This is a genomic window from Rhodococcus sp. 06-470-2, assembly GCF_002258235.1.
Lineage (GTDB): Bacteria > Actinomycetota > Actinomycetes > Mycobacteriales > Mycobacteriaceae > Rhodococcoides.
This window is the reverse complement of sequence record NZ_NOYB01000040.1, coordinates 91,084-111,154: the sequence shown is the minus strand read 5'-3', so window position 1 is coordinate 111,154 and position 20,071 is coordinate 91,084. Positions and strand designations below refer to the sequence as shown.

The 20,071-nt window shown below is 65.9% G+C and carries 17 protein-coding genes; 7 read left to right on the top strand and 10 right to left on the bottom strand.

From position 1 onward, the window contains the following. Window positions 1-45 precede the first annotated feature (45 nt). Complete coding sequence (locus CH276_RS23310; RefSeq protein ID WP_032398112.1) at window positions 46-1,449, top strand: NAD(P)/FAD-dependent oxidoreductase; 1,404 nt, start codon at window positions 46-48, stop codon at window positions 1,447-1,449. Between the two features lie 129 nt (window positions 1,450-1,578). Here CH276_RS23310 and CH276_RS23305 read toward each other — a convergent pair whose 3' ends face one another. The 8 genes from CH276_RS23305 to CH276_RS23270 form a co-directional block, all read right to left on the bottom strand. After that, on the bottom strand, window positions 1,579-2,247 hold the full coding sequence (locus CH276_RS23305; RefSeq protein ID WP_032398113.1) for an urease accessory protein UreD: 669 nt from the start codon (window positions 2,245-2,247) through the stop codon (window positions 1,579-1,581). 6 nt (window positions 2,248-2,253) lie between these two features. Continuing rightward, window positions 2,254-2,958 (bottom strand): urease accessory protein UreG, encoded by a 705-nt coding sequence (gene ureG / locus CH276_RS23300; protein ID WP_032398114.1) that lies wholly within the window; start codon window positions 2,956-2,958, stop codon window positions 2,254-2,256. A 39-nt stretch (window positions 2,959-2,997) separates the two neighbouring features. Further along, window positions 2,998-3,654: an urease accessory protein UreF gene (locus CH276_RS23295; RefSeq protein WP_094629446.1), complete on the bottom strand. Its 657-nt coding sequence runs from the start codon at window positions 3,652-3,654 to the stop codon at window positions 2,998-3,000. Then, window positions 3,654-5,375 (bottom strand): urease subunit alpha, encoded by a 1,722-nt coding sequence (locus CH276_RS23290; RefSeq protein WP_045195133.1) that lies wholly within the window; start codon window positions 5,373-5,375, stop codon window positions 3,654-3,656. Before CH276_RS23290 ends, CH276_RS23295 begins: the two co-directional genes overlap by 1 nt. Continuing rightward, entirely contained in the window at window positions 5,375-6,007 is a 633-nt protein-coding gene (locus tag CH276_RS23285; protein ID WP_045195131.1) for an urease subunit gamma, read from the bottom strand. The genes CH276_RS23290 and CH276_RS23285 overlap by 1 nt, the downstream gene beginning before the upstream one ends. Before the next feature lie 85 nt (window positions 6,008-6,092). After that, window positions 6,093-7,373 carry a DUF6986 family protein gene (locus tag CH276_RS23280; RefSeq protein ID WP_176459403.1) on the bottom strand — a complete coding sequence of 427 codons (1,281 nt, stop codon included), beginning with the start codon at window positions 7,371-7,373 and terminating at the stop codon, window positions 6,093-6,095. Window positions 7,374-7,378: 5 nt separating this feature from the next. Continuing rightward, on the bottom strand, window positions 7,379-7,840 hold the full coding sequence (locus CH276_RS23275) for a PaaI family thioesterase (RefSeq protein WP_032398118.1): 462 nt from the start codon (window positions 7,838-7,840) through the stop codon (window positions 7,379-7,381). A gap of 224 nt (window positions 7,841-8,064) precedes the next feature. Continuing rightward, a complete protein-coding gene (locus CH276_RS23270; protein ID WP_441344206.1) occupies window positions 8,065-8,802 on the bottom strand; it encodes a hypothetical protein in 738 nt (245 codons plus the stop codon). Window positions 8,803-9,009: 207 nt separating this feature from the next. On the opposite strand from CH276_RS23270, the gene CH276_RS23265 reads away from it, so the two are divergent. The 3 genes from CH276_RS23265 to CH276_RS23255 all read left to right on the top strand — a co-directional run bounded on the left by CH276_RS23265 (window position 9,010) and on the right by CH276_RS23255 (window position 12,445). Next, the gene (locus CH276_RS23265) at window positions 9,010-10,485 is read left to right on the top strand and encodes a FecCD family ABC transporter permease (protein ID WP_094629444.1); all 1,476 of its coding nucleotides are present in this window, start codon (window positions 9,010-9,012) and stop codon (window positions 10,483-10,485) included. Window positions 10,486-10,568: 83 nt separating this feature from the next. Continuing rightward, window positions 10,569-11,579 carry a FecCD family ABC transporter permease gene (locus CH276_RS23260; protein WP_254923966.1) on the top strand — a complete coding sequence of 337 codons (1,011 nt, stop codon included), beginning with the start codon at window positions 10,569-10,571 and terminating at the stop codon, window positions 11,577-11,579. Next, a complete protein-coding gene (locus CH276_RS23255; protein WP_045195125.1) occupies window positions 11,576-12,445 on the top strand; it encodes an ABC transporter ATP-binding protein in 870 nt (289 codons plus the stop codon). Before CH276_RS23260 ends, CH276_RS23255 begins: the two co-directional genes overlap by 4 nt. A 9-nt stretch (window positions 12,446-12,454) precedes the next feature. Here CH276_RS23255 and CH276_RS23250 read toward each other — a convergent pair whose 3' ends face one another. Both CH276_RS23250 and CH276_RS23245 read right to left on the bottom strand, forming a co-directional pair. Continuing rightward, on the bottom strand, window positions 12,455-15,022 hold the full coding sequence (locus CH276_RS23250) for a bifunctional lysylphosphatidylglycerol flippase/synthetase MprF (RefSeq protein ID WP_094629465.1): 2,568 nt from the start codon (window positions 15,020-15,022) through the stop codon (window positions 12,455-12,457). A 92-nt stretch (window positions 15,023-15,114) separates the two neighbouring features. Beyond that, window positions 15,115-16,416, bottom strand: a complete 1,302-nt coding sequence (locus CH276_RS23245) for an alpha/beta hydrolase (RefSeq protein ID WP_094629464.1) — start codon at window positions 16,414-16,416, stop codon at window positions 15,115-15,117. Between the two features lie 200 nt (window positions 16,417-16,616). Here CH276_RS23245 and CH276_RS23240 point away from each other — a divergent pair, with 200 nt between their 5' ends. The 3 genes from CH276_RS23240 to CH276_RS23230 all read left to right on the top strand — a co-directional run bounded on the left by CH276_RS23240 (window position 16,617) and on the right by CH276_RS23230 (window position 20,013). Further along, a complete protein-coding gene (locus CH276_RS23240; RefSeq protein WP_032398122.1) occupies window positions 16,617-17,033 on the top strand; it encodes a BlaI/MecI/CopY family transcriptional regulator in 417 nt (138 codons plus the stop codon). Between the two features lie 23 nt (window positions 17,034-17,056). After that, window positions 17,057-18,013 (top strand): M56 family metallopeptidase, encoded by a 957-nt coding sequence (locus CH276_RS23235; protein ID WP_094629443.1) that lies wholly within the window; start codon window positions 17,057-17,059, stop codon window positions 18,011-18,013. A 278-nt stretch (window positions 18,014-18,291) separates the two neighbouring features. After that, window positions 18,292-20,013, top strand: a complete 1,722-nt coding sequence (locus tag CH276_RS23230; RefSeq protein WP_045195119.1) for a DEAD/DEAH box helicase — start codon at window positions 18,292-18,294, stop codon at window positions 20,011-20,013. Window positions 20,014-20,071 lie beyond the last annotated feature (58 nt).

Below are 20,071 nucleotides of genomic sequence, written 5' to 3'. Positions count from 1 at the left end.
GGCGACTACCGTTGACCTCACACCGCAATCGTTAGGGAGCAGGTAATGAGCATCCAACCGCTCGAATCGAAGCGTCACCGCGTCGTCGTCATCGGTTCCGGGTTCGGAGGTCTGTTCGGCGTCAAGGCCCTCAAGAAAGCCGACGTCGACATCACCCTCGTCGCCAAGACGACACACCACCTTTTCCAACCTCTCCTCTATCAGGTCGCGACAGGCATCCTGTCCGTCGGCGAGATCGCTCCCACCACCCGCGTCATTCTGCGCAAGCAGAAGAACGCAGAGGTGCTGCTCGGAGACGTGCTGAACATCGATCTCGAGGCCAAGACGGTGACGTCCAAGCTTCTCGAACGCATCACCGTCACCCCGTTCGACAGCCTGATCGTCGCAGCGGGCGCACAGCAGTCCTACTTCGGCAACGATCACTTCGCCGAGTTCGCACCCGGCATGAAGACCATCGACGATGCACTCGAGCTGCGTGGACGCATCCTCGGTGCGTTCGAGCAGGCCGAACTCTCCGACGATCAGGAGGAGAAGGACCGCCTCATGACCTTCGTGGTCGTCGGCGCGGGCCCCACCGGCGTCGAGCTCGCCGGGCAGATCGCCGAGCTCGCCGATCGCACCCTCGACGGTGCCTTCCGCAACATCGATCCCCGCGACGCCCGCGTCATCCTGCTCGACGCCGCCCCCGCCGTACTGCCGCCGATGGGCGAGAAGCTCGGCCGCAAGGCCGCCGAACGGCTCGAGAAGCTCGGCGTCGAGATCCAGCTCAACGCGATGGTCACCGACGTCGACAACGACGGCCTGACGGTCAAGGAGAAGGACGGCACCACGCGTCGCATCGAGGCGCAGTGCAAGGTCTGGTCCGCAGGCGTGCAGGGCAGCCCTCTCGGCAAGCAGCTCGCCGACCAGTCGGGATCGGAGACCGACCGCGCCGGACGTGTCCTGGTGGAACCGGACCTCACCGTAAAGGGCCACCCGAACGTGTTCGTGATCGGCGACCTGATGTCGGTCAAGGACGTTCCGGGCATGGCGCAGGGTGCCATTCAGGGCGCGACCTACGCTGCCAAGCTGATCAAGGCATCGGTCAAGGGCCAGGACGATCCCGCCCAGCGGGCCCCGTTCAAGTACTTCGACAAGGGTTCGATGGCAACGGTGTCGCGATTCAACGCGGTCGCCAAGGTCGGCAAACTCGAATTCGGCGGATTCATCGCCTGGCTCATGTGGCTCGCTCTGCACCTGTACTACCTCGTGGGCTACCGCAGCCGCATCACGACCGTCATCTCGTGGTTCGTGACGTTCCTCGGCAAGGGCCGCGCGCAGATGGCATCGACCGAGCAGCAGGTGTTCGCGCGACTGGCCATCGAGCAACTCAATTCCCTCGAGCGTGCGGGGGCCGTCGAGGCAGCCGCGGACGAGTCGGACCAGGAACGCGAGAAGGCGGCAGGCTGATCGACCCCGAACCGGGACTCGACCGAAACAAGCTCTGACACAACGCATCGGCCGACGGGATACCGTCGGCCGATGCGTTGCTCGTTGTCCGAGCGGCCGATGCGTTGCTCGTTGTCCGAGCGGCCGGTCTCACATCCCCGGTTCGACGGGCAGCAGACGACGCCCCACCGAGGTACTCAGCGAGCCGCCGCCGGCCAACGCCAGCCGGACGGTGCCGTCGGCCAGATCGACCTCGGACGCCCGGGTATCGGGATAGCGCAGAGTACTGGACATCGACAGCGGGGCCGACAACGCGTCGTGCGCAACCGATCCCGCGCCCAGTTCCACTCGATGGCGTAACAGCGGGCTACCCCCGACATCGCATCGAATCGCACTGCTCCAGTGCCCCGACGCTTCCTCAAAGCGGCCGATCTGGGTACGCTCACGCAGCCGTAAGGTCGAATCCTTCTCCAGCACAACGGTGTTGATCACCGAATGCGAGGCGTCGGAGACGACGACCATCGGTTCGGGATCGAAGATCAGCGATGCGCCTGCACCGACCTCGAAGTGCCACTGCGCGGACGAGTGACGGTGCAGCCCACCCGGCATCGCCAACGAGGCTGCGACACTGCGCACCTCCAGATGCGCCCCGGCCGCCACCGAGATTCTCACCACGATGGTGTCACCGCCGAGAGGAGTTGCCGCCGTACCGATCAGGTGAACTGTGTCCGGTCCCGTCTGGCGGCCTGCGAGTCCGCCCACCGAGGTGATCCGAGGGCTCCGGCTGCGGCTCGCGTCGATGCAGAGCTCTGTGTGCATCGACGCTCAGTGCGTGTGGGCATGCGCGTCGGCGTCGGCGATCACCTTCAACTGCTCTCGCACCCACTCGAGCACGGTGGTCGCCGCGGGATCGTCGGTGAGGGAGATGAGCGCAGTCGGCCGCCCCTCGCGCACCTGGGCCGCGTCCCGTTCCATGACACCGAGATCGGCTCCGACGTACGGGGCGAGGTCGGTCTTGTTGACGACCAGCAGGTCGGAGAACGTCACACCGGGACCGCCCTTGCGCGGCACCTTGTCTCCCCCGGCCACATCGACGACGAATATCTGAACGTCGATCAGACCGGACGAGAACGTCGCCGTCAGATTGTCGCCACCGGATTCCACGAGAATCAGATCGAGGGGCGGGTTGTTCTCGATCAGATCGTCGATGGCGTCGAGGTTGGCCGTGATGTCGTCACGAATTGCCGTGTGCGGGCAGCCACCGGTCTGTACTGCGGTGATCCGCTCGTCGGGCAACACCGCGTGCCGACGCAGGAAGTCCGCATCCTCGGTGGTGTAGATGTCGTTGGTGAGCACGCCGAGTGAGAGCTCGTCGCGCAGCTGGCGGCACAACGCGGCCACCAACGCCGTCTTGCCGGAGCCGACGGGCCCACCGATTCCGACTCGCAGCGCGTCGCCTGCCGCCCGTGCGCGCTTGGGGCGATCCAAACCGTGGTCGTGGGGCTCACCGTCGATCAGGTGCGGGGGCATGTCGAACTCCTTGTCACTAGAGGAAAAACGGATCCGTGTTCAGGATACGAACAACGGCCGATCGCGGATGGCGTGGGCTTCGGCGAACATGTCCAGCAAGGGATCCGACAACTCCATCAGCTCGGGCAGGCAGTCGCACACCGCGGCGGTCACGTCGTCGCAGAAGTCACCCAACCGGATGGTGGTCGCCGCTACCTCGGCCGGGTCGAGGGCGAGCAGACGCTGCGCGGCGATCGCCGACCCGGTCATGGTGATGTAGACCTGCACCGCGGCCGTGTCCGCCACCGACAGACCCGCCGCGAGTCCGACATGCCCTGCAGCAACAGCGAGGTGCGGCTTTCGTCCGATCGACGACCAATCATGGTGCGGCCAGGCGGACTTGGCCAGCCGGAGCAGTCCGCGACCCTGAGCGCGGGAGGCAGATCTGGCGGCCGGGGACGGGGTTCGTGCGTCGGATTCGGCATCGGCCCGGTCCGTGCTCGACGACCCGTGCACCAGCGATGCGGCAATGGACGCCGTAGTCGCTCCGGAGGTTCGGATACGGCGTCGCAGAAACGCTTCGAGCGTCGTGATGTCTCGAACGAACCCCGAGGCGATCGCTTCCTCGACGCCGCCCGAGTGCACGTGGCCACCGGTGGGGAGGCGTGAATCGGCAAGCGAGAGAAGCGTCGTCACCTGGAGGCGGGCATCGGGCATCAGAACAGGAAGTATCGCTGCGCCATCGGCAGTTCGGTTGCCGGCTGCTCGGTCCACACGTCACCGTCGATGCGGACGGTGAAGGTGTCGGGATCCACTCGGATATCGGGTAGAGCGTCGTTCAGTGCCATGTCCGACTTCCTGACACCGCGCACGTTCTTGACCGGAACGAGCCGGCGATCGCAGTTCAGACGCCCGGCCAGTCCGTCCTCGATCGCCTGCGGGGCAACGAAATGCAACGATGTCGCGGCCGCAGCCTTGGGTGACGCCCCGAACATCGGACGAGGTAGTTCCGGTTGCGGGGTCGGGATGGACGCGTTCGCATCGCCCATGGCTGCCCACGCGATCATGCCGCCCTTGACGACCATGTGTGGACGGACGCCGAAGAAGGCCGGATCCCACAGCACCAGGTCGGCGAGTTTGCCCGGTTCGATCGAACCGATCTCGTCGTCGAGGCCGTGTGCGACGGCTGGGCAGATGGTGTATTTCGCGACGTAGCGCATGACGCGGTTGTTGTCGGCTCCGTTGTCGCCGGCCAGGAATCCGCGACGAGATTTCATCACGTGCGCCGTCTGCCACGTACGCAGGACGACCTCACCTATCCGGCCCATGGCCTGAGCATCGCTGCCGATCATCGAGATCGCACCCATGTCGTGCAGCAGATCCTCGGCTGCGATCGTCGACGGACGAATTCGACTCTCGGCGAAAGCCAGGTCCTCCGGAATCGATGGACTGAGGTGATGGCACACCATGAGCATGTCGAGATGTTCGTCGAGGGTGTTGACGGTGTGGGGCCGGGTCGGGTTGGTCGAGCTGGGGAGCACGTGCGGCTGCGCCGCCACGGTGATGATGTCGGGTGCGTGCCCGCCGCCAGCACCCTCGGTGTGATACGCGTGGATTCCGCGTCCCTTGATCGCATCGAGAGTGGTCTCGACGAATCCGGCCTCGTTCAGGGTGTCCGAGTGCAGAGCAGCTTGAACACCTGCGTCCTCGCACACGCGCAAGCACGCGTCGATCGCGGCGGGAGTCGACCCCCAGTCCTCGTGCAGCTTGAATCCCGATGCGCCTGCGCGCAATTGCTCCCACATCGAGTCGGGATTGACCGTGTTGCCCTTCCCGAGCAGCACGATGTTCATCGGCCAATCGTCCAGCGACTCGAGCATCCGGGACAGGTGCCATGCACCCGGGGTGACGGTGGTGGCCTTGCTGCCCTCGGCGGGTCCGGTACCGCCTGCGATCACGGTGGTGATGCCGCCACCGAGAGCCTCCTCCTTGATCTGCGGGCAGATCAGGTGGACGTGACAGTCGATGCCGCCGGCCGTGACGATCTTCCCGTTGCCCGCGATGATTTCGGTGGACGGGCCGATGACGAGATCGGGATGCACCCCGGTCATGGTGTCGGGATTGCCCGCCTTGCCCAGTGCCACGATCCGTCCGTCGCGAATACCGAGATCGGCCTTGATGATTCCCCAGTAGTCGACGACGACCACTCCCGTGATCACCGTGTCGGGAGCGCCGTCCGCGCGGGTGGCTCGGGACTGCCCCATCGATTCACGGATGACTTTGCCGCCGCCGAACACGGCTTCCTCACCGGCTGTGCCTGGTCCACCACTGCGGTCCTCGGTCACCTCGATCAGAAGATCGGTGTCTGCCAAGCGGATTCGATCGCCCGTAGTCGGGCCGAACAACTGGGCGTATCGACTGCGGCTCATGCGCGCCATCAGCTGTCCAACTTTCCGGGAGGTGTCATGCTCAATCCGTGGACCTCGCGCGTGCCACCGAGTGGCACGAGCCGAATCGTCTGTTCGATTCCTGGCTCGAAACGCACTGCCGTGCCCGCGGGTATGTCGAGGCGGCAACCGTGCGCCCTCTCGCGGTCGAACTGCAGCGCAGCGTTGGACTGCGGGAAATGTACGTGACTACCCACCTGCACCGGGCGATCTCCCGCGTTGACGACGGCCATGGATATCACCTCGGCACCTTCGTTGATCTCGATGTCGCCTGCGACGGTGATGATCTCGCCCGGAATCAGGTGACCGTCACCCCGCTTGGGGGAGATCGGCTCGTGCACGGTGATCAGCTTCGTACCATCGGGGAAAGTCGCTTCCACCATCACCTCGGGGAGCAACTCGGGCACACCGTCGAGCACGTCGTCGGCACCGAGAATCTCGCGTCCCGAGGACATCAGGTCGGCGACAGATCGTCCGTCGCGGGCACCCTCGAGGAGGTGATCGGTGATGACCGCGATCGCCTCGGGGTGATTGAGTTTGAGGCCGCGTGCCTGGCGACGCCGAGCGAGTTCGGCCGCGTAGCTGACGAGCAGTCGGTCCTGCTCGTGCGGAGACAACCGCATTGGAGTTCTCCGTCCCGATCGGTGATGGTGCTCGGCAATTCTGACACGCTTGCGACCCGTCGGCAGCGGAGCGCGCCGACGTCTCTCATCCGAGCGGCACGGTCACCGATCGATCGAGCAGTCCCCGCAGCACGTCTCGGTCGATGCCGGCAGCGACGTTCTGCAGCTCGGTGATGCCGAACGCGCCCGAATCCAGGCCTCGGACCACAACGCCTGCCAACGCCTGCGCCGTCGCCGGTTCGTCCATCACCTCACCACCCTGGCGATCGAGATAGCTGCCCAGCCGAGCAGCAGCGACCGGCATGGCCTGACGGAAGAAGCCGAAGGTGGCAAGCCATCGCGTCACCAGATGCCCGGGATGCATGTCCCAGCCCTGATAGAAGCCCCGTTCGAGCGATCTGGTCACCAGCTCGAAGTGTCGACGCGCGGATGCCGCCACCTGTGTGGGATCACCGGTCGGCACCACCTGGGTCGAACCGTCGCACACCCACACCCCGGTCTGTGCCGCTGCCACCAACATCACGTTCTTCGCGTGGTCCGCCACCGGATGGGCCAATGATTGCTGCGCAGAGGTGATTCCGCAGGCGGCACTGTAGTCGTAGGTCCCGTAGTGCAGGGACGTGCAACGACCGTCCGCCCTGGTGATCGCACGCGCGAGTGTCACCGTTCCGTCCGCCCCGATGACCGCCTGCGGGCTCTCGATCTGCAGCTCGAATCGCAGGGCTCGATCGGGAAGCCCGTGCGCACGCTCGAGTTCTTCGCACAGGGCGACGACAGCAGCTACCTGCGCCGCGGCACGGAGCTTGGGCACGGTGAACACGAAGCCGTCGGGCACTCCCCCGGCCCCGTCCAGGACCAGCTCCAGGGTGCGGATTCCGCGTCGACGCTCATGTGCGGCAAGCCCTTTGGCACGAATCCCCAGCCACGTCGGACCGGCCGCATCCTCTGCCAAGGCGGACAGTGCCGCGCCGACCGCCCTCGCATGGCTGTCCTCGACGGCATCCGATCGCCACCCGTAGCCGTCCTCGAAGTCGAATCTGAGGTCCTGGATCGGCGCACTGCCGAGCCGGTCTCGCACCAGGGGTAGTGCGTCCTCGGTGTCGAGTTCGGCGAACGCCTCGGGCTGAGCGTCCAGGATTGCCAGGGCGGCGGCACCCCATTCGGCGGGCACGGAGGCCGACGCATCCGAGGCCGATACGTAGACGGTGTGAGAGGGCTGGCCGCCGACTCGGTCACCCGGATAATGCTGTGCGAGTTCGTCGTCGATGGGACCGAACAGTGATTCGAGGCGATCGAACGCGTCGGAAGTCAGTGCGGTCTCCGTCGACCGTAGGGAAGAGTCGGCGCTGTCGCTGTGTCCCGTCATGGGCATCACTGTCCCAGATGCGCCGTGTTTTCGATATTCGCCAGCCGGACCTTGCCCTGAGCAACCAGGCGTCCGTTCTCGTCCGTCATGTCGACCTGCCAGAGCTGCTGCGTCCGTCCCCGATGAATCGGATGTCCGTGCGCGCTCAGGGTTCCCGACCGAGTCGCGCGCAGGAAGTCGGTGTTGTTGTTGGTTCCGACGACGTGGCCGCGCGAGCCGAACCACGCCGATCCACCGATACTCGCCACCGACTCGACCACCGAACACAGCACACCCCCGTGCATGATTCCGGCCGGTTGATGGAGCTGCGGGGTGACGGTCCATTCCGCGCGCACCTCGTCGCCGGTCACCTCGAGGTACCGCAGACCGAGAACCCCGTCGAACCCTCGTGCACACAATTCGGTGAGCTGTTCCGGCGTCATGGTGTCGAAGGTGCTCTCCCCCGTGGTGCCGTTCGAGTCCGTCATAGCTGTGCCTTCCGGTTGCGTCGAGATGGTCCGGCCGACTCGGCTGTCGACTCTCGTTCAGAGATACACGACGATCGACCCACGAAAATCGGTGGGCCTCTCGTTCGTCGAGAACGAGAGGCCCACCGTGGCAAGGACCGGGAGTCACTGCAGCCCTCAGGACTCCGGCGCGGTCCGTTGGTACGAAGTCAGCATAGGCATACCTTAGTTTCGGCGCAAGACCGTCACGATGCCCGGAGTCTCGCTCGCCCCGGAACCCCGACTCGCGCGCGGACGGGAGCCCCGGCCGCGACCATGGCGTCGAGCAGCATCTGTCCCCGGCGGGCACCTGCCGACGCGCTCGCTCCCGCCAGAATCGGCACGTATGTCGAGGCCCCGAGGATGGCATCACCGACCAGAGCCCAGAAGACACGCGCATCCAACGGTGCGCGTTCGGCGATCGCACGGAACACCGCGCCGAGCGAGGTCGTGCAGCGATGCGCAGTCCAGACCAACAGTGCTCGTTCACACGGCAGTGTGACCGTGCCGGGCTCACCCGCGGCAAGGTCCTCGGGAAGCACTCGCAGGATCGGCGATGCCACTCCCGCCCAATCGATCCCGCCGTCGCTGTCCATGTGGATCCACAGGTTGTCGATGCCCGGATCCCAGGCTCGTGCCTCCAGGACCAGCAGCGCGGCCACGCGTCCGACGACGGCATGGATCAGGGCCGTGGCAACCTGCACCGCCGCGGCCTCGGGAACGTCGAGATCCTCGAGCGATCGTCGGTACATCTGCTCGACGCGGCCGTCGTCGAGTCCCACCGCCAACTGCCACCAACGGCGTTTGCCCTCGTTCGCCATGGTTGCCACCGCGTACATCCGCGGGTAGTCGGGGTTGAGTGCACGCAGGGTCGCGCACGAGTCGGTCAACAGCGCCGCCCCGCCGGATCGGTTCGAGAATCGATGCACATCGGCCCAGCCCATGTATGACGCTGTTGCAACTGACACCTGATCGCTCCTTAGGTTCTCGGCGGGTGCACGCGTCGCACCCCTACCCATTGAATGTAGGTTAGCCTAACCAGATCGTAAAGCGGGTCAGGCACCGCTACCCTTACCTCACCTCACATGTCGAGGAAGGGTTCCGTAACCTAAACCGAGTCCCTTCGAAAACAGCGAGGAGTCACGAGCACTGTGACAACAGCTCCGCTACTCGGCCCCCACGGCGCACGCCGGTCTTCCGACGAGCCGTACGGGACCGAAGACGTGCCCACCGGGCCGCCGCCGCGTAGCTCCCGCATCGCTGCAGCCGCGATCGACGCACTGATCGTGCTGGTCCCTCTGTTCGTCGGCTGGTCGATCGTCGATGCTCTTCGCGACGACAACGGCGGCGGCCAGGCGGACCGAATCGTGTTCGGCACCATCGCGGTGGGCGTCGCCGTAGCCCTGTTCGTCTGGAATCGCGGCTACCGCGACGGCAACGAAGGCCAGAGCACCGGCCGCCGCTGGATGGGTCTGACACTGCGTGACAGCGCCACGCACGGTCCCATCGGTGTTCGCCGTGCCCTCCGGCGCCAGTTCGGGATCGACGCTTCGTCGTCCGAGATCGTTCGAGAGAAGACCGCGGCAGCGGAGGGATTCGAGCCGATTCCCAAGGACGGTTCGGTCGCCGCGATTCGGCGCCGAAGATTGCTCGGCTTGGCCGTCCTGGTCGCAGCTCTCGTCGCCGGAATACTCGCCAGCATCGCCATCGGCGCGCGACCACTGACCTTCGCCGAAATCGCCCACGCCCTGCTGAATTCGACGGGCACCGACACCGACATCATCGTGCGCACGCTGCGAGTTCCCCGCACGGTGCTCGCGTTGGTCGTGGGAATTGCGCTCGGCATCGCAGGCGCTCTCATCCAGGGGCACACCCGCAATCCGTTGGCCGACGCCAGCCTGCTCGGCCTCAATTCCGGGGCGGCGTTCTTCGTCGTCATGGCCATCTACCTGTTCCGGTTCACCTCACCGAGTCAGTACCTGTGGTTCGCGTTCGCCGGTTCGGCGGTGGCGAGCATCGTCGTGTTCGGTCTCTCCTCGATCGGGTCGGGCAGATCGAGTCCGGTCAATCTCGCCTTGGCCGGGGCAGGCGTCGCATTCTTTCTCTCGGCCATGACGAACGCCGTCGTACTGCTCGATCAGACCAGCTTGGACGGATACCGCTTCTGGGTGGTCGGATCCGTTGCAGGACGCGGCCTCGACGTACTGTGGCAGGTCTTGCCCTTCCTGGTCATCGGCGTGCTCATCGCATTGGCGAGCACACCCGGCCTGAACGTCATGAGCCTCGGCGAGGACGTCGCGCGATCGCTCGGGACCAACGTCGCGATCACCCGCACCGTCGGGATCCTCGCCATCACCCTGCTCACCGGTGCCGCGACGGCAGCGTGCGGGCCCATCGCATTCGTCGGCCTCGTCGTTCCACACATCGCCCGCGCGGTGACCGGACCCGACTACCGCTGGCTCGTGCCCTACGCGGGCCTGATGGGCGGAGTGATGCTCATGATCGCCGACGTCATCGGTCGGGTCGTGGTGCGCCCGGGCGAGCTTCAGGTGGGCATCGTTCTGGCACTGATCGGGGCACCCTTCTTCATCGCTCTCGTTCGACGCCGGAAGTTGGTCAGCCTGTGACCACCGACCTGCAGTCCCCCACACCGGCACCCGGCCCCGGCGTCGTTCGCACCCGGCCCGCGTTCCGCCTCGGTCCGATCTCCATGGTCCGACGGCCGGTGATGGTCCTGACAACCGTCCTCCTGGCTGCGGCGCTCTTGCTGGTCATGTGTGTGAACATCGGACGAGGCGACTTCCCGCTGTCGATCACGGCGGTCCTCGACGTGCTGCTCGGCGGCGGTTCGAGAATCGAACGGTTCATCGTGATGGACCTGCGACTGCCCCGTTCACTGACCGGGCTGTTGGTCGGGGCCGCCCTCGGTATCTCCGGCGCGATCACACAATCGATCTCTCGCAATGCCCTTGCCAGCCCCGACATCCTGGGAATCACCGCCGGTTCCAGTGCCGCGGCCGTCGCGCTGATCGTGCTCGGCGGAGGCAGCTTCAGCGGGCTGCTGGCCACCCTCGGTCTTCCTCTCGCTGCACTGATCGGCGGGCTGCTCACCGCGATCGCCATCTACGCCCTCGCCTGGCGAAAGGGCGTCGACGGGTTCCGCCTCATTCTGGTCGGCATCGCCGTCAACGCCATGCTCACCGCCGTGATCGGCTGGCTGCTGATCAGCGCCGACATCAACGACGTCTCCCGCGCTCAGGTCTGGCTCAACGGGTCGCTCAACGGAGCGGACTGGGCCGCGGTCTGGCCGGTTGCCATTGCCGTCGTCCTGGTCGGTGGCGGCACCGTCGTCGCGACGTTCACGCTCGGTGCCCTGCGACTCGGAGACGACAACGCACGATCTCTCGGAATTCGACTGCAACACAGTCAGGCGATGATGCTGCTCGCTGCCGTCGCACTCGCCGCGATCGCCACCGCCGCCGCGGGACCCATCGGGTTCGTGGCGCTCGCCGCTCCCCAGATAGCGCTGAGGGTGCTGCGAACGCCCGGCCCCCCGATCATCGCGTCGGCACTGCTCGGCGGATTGCTCGTCGTGGGAAGCGATCTGATCGCTCGCACGATTCTGCCCGTCGAGCTCCCGGTCGGCATCGTCACCTCGGCTCTCGGCGGACCGTTCCTGCTCTACCTACTCGTTCGCAGTAATCGAAAGGCCTCCGTATGACAACCAGCCACACCTCGCGTCTGATCGCGAACGATCTGAGCCTCGGTTACGGCGACCGCACCATCGTCGAACACCTGGACCTCGAAATACACACCGGTGTCATCACCACGGTCATCGGACCCAACGGCTGCGGAAAGTCCACGCTGCTGCGCTCACTCGGCCGCCTGCTCAAACCCAAGGCCGGCAGTGTGATGCTCGACGGACGAGCGATCTCGTCGATGAAGACCAAGGAGGTCGCCCGCACCCTCGGAATGCTGCCTCAGGCGCCGACCGCCCCCGAAGGCCTCACCGTCGCAGATCTGGTCTCGCGCGGTCGTCACCCGCACCAGTCGTGGATCAGGCAGTGGAGCTCGGACGACGAGGCCGAGGTGGCGAACGCACTCGAACTGACCGGAGTCGGCGACCTCGCCGACCGACCCGTCGACGAGCTGTCCGGGGGCCAGCGGCAACGCGCCTGGATCTCGATGGCACTGGCACAGGGCACCGATATTCTGTTGTTGGACGAGCCGACCACCTACCTCGATCTGGCGCACTCCATCGAGGTCCTCGATCTCGTCGACCGCCTGCACGACGAACTGGGCCGCACCATCGTCATGGTCCTGCACGATCTGAACCTGGCGATTCGCTACAGCGACCGGTTGATCGTGATGAAGCAGGGAGAGATCATCACCGCGGGTCGGCCGCAGGATGTCATCTCCGAGCAGCTTCTGCTCGACGTGTTCGGCCTGGAGGCCGCAGTCATCGACGATCCGATGTCCGATCGTCCCCTCATCGTTCCGATCGGAACCCGGCACGTGTACGGATCGGTCGGCGGGCCTGTGAGATCTCGGAATCGTTCTGCCACAGGCCCGTTCACCGCTATCTGACGACGCTGCTCACCGCTCGATCATCGTGCGCACCAGCTTGAAGCCCTGACCGATCGACACGTCCGGCAGATACGCCCGACCGATTGCATTACCGATGCTGGGAAGTGCGGCCGGATCGGCGAACGTCATGTGCATCGGTTCGTAGCGAGGCTGGAACTTCGACTTGAACGCCAGTAGCGAACGGAATCCGTATACAGGTTCGAGGGTGCGTCCGAGGACGTCGAGCAACCGTTCGAGCAAGCCCGACAGCGTCGACTGCTCGGCACTCGAGACATGTTCGGGTTGCTTCTCGTCGACCTTGGCCAGGGGTGCTCCCGACAGACTGAGGAATCGAGCCCCCTCCTGTTCGAGCAGTAGAGCGGCCGAAGCGATGAGGAATTCCATCGTGGGCCGGAAGCCCTCGGATCTCCGTCTCATGAAATCGAGCGTCCATCCGACGATGACGCCGTCCTCGTACACCGGCATCCACGAGGTCACACCGTGCACGGTCCGGTGCTCGTCGACGGCGATCAGGCACCGCACGTTCTCGTCGTCGACCTCCTCGAGACCGCCGAGAGTGAAACCCATCTCGGGCATGCCCTTGTCCGCGACCCATTCCTCCGAGATCGCAGTGATCTGGTCCGTGATCGCCAGCGGGGCAGAAGGAAAGCGAATCCACTCGGCGACGACGCCGGCCTTCTTCGCTCTGTTCAGCGCAGTCCGCACGTCCTGGAATCGCTTACCGGTGAATGCGATTCCGTCGAGGTCGAGAACCGTTTCCTCACCGACCTGGATTCCTCCCCAACCGAGGGAGTCGGTGATGCGGCGGACGTCGGGTGTGACGGAGTAGAAGCACGGTATCCATCCGTTCTCGGATGCGAACTCGGCGAAGTCGACGACGTTGTCCCGCAGGGATTCCCGCGGACCGACGGGATCCCCGGTGGTCAGTGCAACGCCGGAGATGACTCGGTAGGCGACATAGCTGCGGCCGTCGGGACCGAACCAGTACTTGTTGCCGCGCCAGGTCGTCATCCACGACAGGGCAGACCCGCTGCTCGACATGAGCAATTCGCGTGCTCGTTCGGTGGCGTCGGTCTCGCTGCCGTACACCGGGGTCAGGAAGGTGCTCGCGGCGAGCACACAGACCACCACCCAGAACACCACGCCGGTCCACTCGAAGAGCAGAGTGGTCGGCGTGTTCTGCGGTAGCAGGGAGGGCTCGAGCCACTGCAGGTAGACCGGGGGAATCAACCGTTGCGGGAAGTCCGCCAGCAAGCCGCCGAACGATGGCGAATCGGCGAATCCGCCTCGGGCCAGATAGCCACCGATCGAGTAGATCAGAGCGAGTCCGACCGCCACCCCGACCACCGAGGCCGCCCATCGACGATAGGTTCCCGAGGGTGCCGACACATCGAAGAACTTGCGGGTGACGAACAGGACCAACAACACGATCAGCGGCAGCAGGAACGGCACCGCAGTGCGGTACGCCGTCGGCGATTCCAAACCGTAGAACAGGGACTGGTCGTCGCCGGACTCGAGGAACCGGATCGCGAAGTTGGCCACCGACAGCGCGAGCAGAATTCCCTGCGAGACCACCGCCATCGCCCACGCGAATCGCCTGCCTCGGCGCAGGCCGTCACTGACCACCAGCAGGAACAGCGACGGCATGATGCTCAGGATGGTCGGGCCGACTCCCCCGAGTCTGAGATCGAGCAGACCACGACGGCATTCGACCGGGTCGGTGGTCGCGTCGGCGCAGATCTCGCGCACCTCGGCCGCCGTGTACGGAACCCCCCGCACCACATCTCGAAGTACCGCGAACGGCCCGACAGCGTTGGGGCTCAGTGCCGCCAGCACCGGGCCGAGGGCACTCGCGGCGACGATCAACGCAACCAGCACCCGACCTTCGCGTTGGGTACCGGCCAATCGCGGGCCACGTGCCGACCGACCGACGATCGACGGGCCCACGATCAGCCCGATCACCGCCGCGGCGAGCCGAACGACGTCCTGCAGGTGCCCACCGAACAGAGCCAACGTCACCAACAGGGCCAGCACACCGACACGAATACGCCTGCGCCACAACGTATCCATCCGCGAGGTCGCGACCAGGACGACGCCGAAGATCCAGGTCGTCGGACCCACAGCGGTTCCGACGTGCAACCGGAACCCCCAATCCGCGTCGAAGGTCTTGGCCAGGACCGCAAGACCGAGGCCGAACAGCGAACCGGCCACCTGCGTCACCAAGGCCGCGACGGCGAAGCGACGGGATCCGATCCGGCGCTCGATCGGAGCGGCGGCGACCAACACCCCGATCGTCGCCACCACGCACCCCGCGATGTTGGGTGCCGCCAGACCCGAGGTGAGCGGGGTCCACAGGTGCCAGTGCTCGAAGGGCATGATGCCCACGGCGAAGTACCTGTCCATCTCGCCCCGGTCGTCCACGACAGCGGCGACGACGCCCATCACCCAGACGACGGCGAGCAACGCGAAACTGACCGGTGCTCCCACGGCACCGAACACGATGAGCGACCACAGCCGGCGAAGCTGGCGCATCACCGCAGACGCACCCGACCTCAGAGACTCGGTGCGCGTGCGCATCCAGGACGGTTCGCCGGGATCGTGCGCGCCTGCCACACCCGAAGTCGGTGCCTCGGCGTCGGCCGCGGACGGTCGTTCCGGATCGGTCACGTTCACGAAATCAACCCTGTCCTCGTCGCCAACCATGGGAGCTCACGTCGGAGGCCCTCCGACCACACAGCGAAGCTGTGTCCGCCCGGTACCTCCACGTACTGCACATCCATTCCGGCGGCCTTCGCCGCGTCGTACATTTCCTGTTGGCCCGGTTTGTAGTCGTTGTCGTCCGACCCCACGACGAAAATACCGGCCGAGTCGGGGTACCGACGTGATTTCAGCAGGTCGAGCGGATTGACGGCAGTGAACGCCGCGGAGTTTCCTCCGAAGGCCTGCTGCACCGTTCGGTCTCGATCGCCGAGAGTCGGCTCGCGCTGACCGGACAGGTCGAGAAACGTGGGATAGACATCGGGATGATTGGTCGCCATCTGTATCGAACACGTACCGCCGTAGGACAATCCACCGATCGCCCAGTGCGCGCGATTCGGATCGACCTGCAACGCAGTGTCGATCCAGTCGGGAACGTCGCGGGAGAGATACGTGTCCACGTTGCCCAGGGGTGAGTCGACACAGAGCGGGTTGGCCATCGACGACCCGGTTCCGTCCGCGACGACGACGACCGGCGCGAGGCCCGCGTGATCGCGAGCGAAGTTGTCCATGGTCTCGGCGAGCTTCCCACCGTTGAGCCAATCCTCGGGTGCTCCCGGCTGACCGGCGAGCAGCACGAGGACCGGAAGGAGCGGACGAGGATCGGCGAAGTAGGCGGGCGGCAGGTAGATCTGCGCATCTCGTGCGGAGAAGTTCGACGCAGTGGCTGGAATGGAGGCGGAGGTGATTCTCCCGGCGGACGCCAGGTCGGCGGGCGCGGTCCAGACCGAGTCGAGCGGCGTGCCGGTGACGGTCTGTGCCACCGCAGCGGGCACATCCGAGAACTGAATGCGCGCCGCGGACTCGGCCCCGAGAGCGTTGCCCACGGTGGGGTATGCGTCGAACTCCAGGTTGACGTGCAGGGCCGACGCCGCCACCACGAACACCGTCGCCAGCACGGACGCCGAGGTGCCCAGCACCCCTCGAGCGGCCAAAGACCTGGGAACCATCGTGAACAACGCAGCGAGACCGACGCCGATCCACACGTAGATCGCGGTCTCTATCGGGTCCGGGAACGGTCGCCACACCTTCTCGACCACCACGTAGCCGATCGTCGTGGCAACGATCGATGCCGTCGCGGCGATCGGCAGCGCACGCGTAGCGTATCGCCGCGATCTCGACAAGAGCAGCCACAGACCACCGAGGGCACCGAGAACGGACACGATCACCGGTACCGGGCCGTCGATCAACGACAGGGAATCGAACCAGTCCACGCCTTCGTCTCCGCTCACTTCTCGAAAGTCGGGCCTAGGGGCGGCACGATCACAGCACAGAATATTCGCCGCGGGATTCCCGCGGTCGAGACCCGCCGATTCGTCGCGACACCGCCTATGACCGATCCCACACCTGCCGACAGGTCGGTACTACCACGAGTAGTACGCATCCGCGTCGGAGTAGCCGTAGACTCGGACGAATGGCTGGTCTTGGTGAACTAGAGCGTGCAGTGATGGACCATCTGTGGGAGTCGTCGGATCCCCAGACCGTTCGACAGGTGCACGAGGCGCTGGCGACGCATCGCGAACTCGCGTACACGACAGTGATGACGGTGCTGCAGCGGCTGGCGAAGAAGAAGTTGGTCGTGCAGCAACGCGACGACAGAGCGCATCGCTATGCCCCGTTGCACGGCCGCGACGAGCTGGTCGCGAGCCTGATGGTCGACGCGCTGTCGCAGGCACCGGCATCGGGTGGACGCGCAGCGGCACTCGTCCACTTCGTCGGACAGGTCGGGGCCGACGAAGCCGCCGCCCTCCGTGAGGCGCTCGCCGCTCTGGAAGTGGCACAATCGACATCGAAGTCCCCTTCGGCTGGAGATGGCCGTCCGACGGACTGACGCTCGCGGCAGTAAGTGAGGACATGAACTCGACGACTGCGCTGGTATTCGCAGTACTCGCGCTGATCCTGGCTGGGCCGGTTCCGGCAGTGCTCGCCCGCGCGAGCTGGCCGTACCGGTCACCACGCGCGGCTCTGGTGCTCTGGCAGGCAATTGCCCTCGCTGCTGTGCTCTCGGCCTTCAGCTCGGGCCTCGCGATCGGCGGACTGCTGCTGGTCCCCGGTCCGGACGGTCGGCCCACGACGGCACCGACCGACGAGATCGACGCTCTCGGCCTGCCCCTGTGGATCCTCTACGTCGTCGTCCTCGCCATCACGCTCGGCATCGGTGCCAAGCTCATGTTCTCCGTCGTTCAGGTAGCGGTCAGAACCCGTCGTCGACGTTCCAGGCATCGCGTGCTCGTCGATCTGCTGGATCGAAGCGATCGGGGCGAGAACCCTTTCCGTGGTCTCCGCGATGCAGACATCCGCGTGCTCGACGCGGTGGAACCGATCGCGTACTGCCTACCGGGTCTGCGTCAGCGGGTGGTGCTCAGCCGTGGAACGTTGGCCAGTCTTTCCGAGGCGGAGGTCACCGCCATCCTCAGTCACGAGCGCTCACACCTGCGCGCCCGCCACGACCTGGTCCTCGAAGCATTCACCGCCGTGAACGAAGCGTTCCCTCGGATCGTCCGCAGCAAGTCGGCGCTCGGCAGCGTGCAGCTGCTGGTCGAGCTGCTCGCCGACGACTCGGCGGTCAAGGTCACCGGACCGACGCCGTTGGCCAGAGCCCTGGTCACCTGCGCCGGGTCGACTGCACCGCGTGGTGCGATGGCGGCCGGAGGGCCGCACACCCTCATCCGTGTCCAGCGCTTGAGCGGCCCGGGTGCCGATGTGCGCATCGCTGCGGCTGCCTACGCTGCGGCCGTGGTGATCCTCGTTCTTCCCACGATCTACGTCGCCATGCCGTGGCTGGAGGAATTGAGCAAGCTCGTCGGGTGAGTCCCGCGGGCGATCGGGGTCGCACAGGTCACATCGACTCGAGTCGAACAATCGGCGGTACGTCCCGTACAGTAGAGACCGGTCGCCATCGCGGCCTAGCAATCGAAATGGCACAAACAGCCCCACTTTATGCAGTTCTCGTCTGCATTCTGATGGCCAGGTGACAGTGCCCTGGCTCGTATCAATGTGTTCTGGCTGTTTTTCGTGTTTCCCGGTTCTTCGGGTGCTCTCAGCTTCGGGCTTATTGGCGTGCCCGCAATCCGGAGAGGCTTTACTGCGTGACCCACGCTGTTTCCAACACACCCGTTTCCACCGCTTCCGACACCACGGCAGTCCCGACGCCCGCAGCGGCACCGGCATTCACGTTCGCCGATCTCGGACTGCCCGAGGCAGTCGTCGCCGCATTGGCGCGCAACTCGATCACCGTGCCCTCCCCCATCCAGGAGAAGGCACTCCCCGACGCCATCGCCGGTAAGAACGTCCTCGGCCGTGCGCAGACCGGCTCGGGCAAGACCCTCGCCTTCGGCCTGCCGATCCTGCAGCGCCTGTCGTTGCACACCGACCGCCCGGCGGCCAAGCGCCCCCGTTCGCTCGTGCTGGTCCCCACCCGCGAGCTCGCTTTCCAGGTTGTCGAATCCCTCGCTCCCTACGCCAATGCGCAGGGCCTGCGCGTCATGCCCGCCGTCGGCGGCACCCCGTTCAACAAGCAGGTCGAGCAGCTCCGGCGCGGAGTCGACGTCCTCGTCGCCACCCCGGGTCGCCTCGCCGACCATCTGCGTCAGGGCACCTGCATCCTGGACTCCATCGAGATCACCGCGCTCGACGAGGCCGATCAGATGGCCGACATGGGCTTCCTGCCCGAGGTTCGTGCCGTCCTCGCCGACACTCCGGCAGACGGACAGCGCATGCTGTTCTCGGCCACCCTCGACCGTGAGGTTCAGTCGCTGGTACGCCAGTTCCTGCCCGATCACGTCGAGCACTCCACCCAGGACGGCAAAGCCAGCGTCCGCACCATGGATCACTACGTGCTCATGGTCGACCGGGGTCAGAAGGATCTCGTTCTGTCCGAGATCGGTGCCCGCGAAGGCGGTCGCACCATCATGTTCGCGCGTACCAAGCTGGGCTGCGACGGAATCACCGACCGCCTGCGTGCGCTCGGTATCGCCGCGGAGTCACTGCACGGTGGCAAGGCTCAGAATCAGCGCACCCGCGTTCTCGAGCGCTTCAAGAACGGCCGTACACCCGTCCTCGTCGCCACCGACGTTGCTGCTCGTGGAATCCACGTCGACGGTATCGACCTGGTCGTCCACGTCGATCCGCCCGCAGACCACAAGGACTACCTGCACCGCGCGGGACGTACGGCACGCGCGGGAGAGAAGGGCACCGTTGTCGCGATCGTGCTGCCCAACCAGCGTCGTCAGGTTCTGCGTCTGACCGGGATGGCCGGCGTCAAGGCCACCGCCGTCAACGTCTCGCCCGGTTCGGCCGAGCTGAACAGCATCACCGGAGCGAAGAAGCCGACCGGTGAGCCCCTGCGCGCCGAGTCCGCTCCCCGCGACCGGAACAGCCGTCCCGGCTACCAGGGCTCCAACCCCCGCAGCGGCGGCGGATACCAGGGCTCCAACCCCCGCAGCGGTGGCGGATACCAGGGCTCCAACCCGCGCAGCGGTGGCGGATACCAGGGCTCCAACCCCCGCAGCAGCGAGGGCTACCAGGGCGACCGTCCCCGCACCGGCTACCAGGGCTCCAACCCGCGCAGCGGCGGCGGATACCAGGGCTCCAACCCCCGCAGCAGCGAGGGCTACCAGGGCGACCGTCCGCGTCGCTCCGATTCGGGCTCGTACCGCGGCTCCGAGGGTCGTGGATACGAAGGCCGTGGCTCCGACAATCGCCGTCCGGCATCCGGTCCCCGCCAGGACGAGCACCGGTCCGGCGGCTTCCGCAGCCGCACGGAACGGCGTTCGTACGACGGTTTCGACGGTCCGGCTCGCAGCCACTGATCGGTTCGTCACCGTGAGGTCGTGATCCGACCCGAAATGCACGAACGGGTGCCGCATT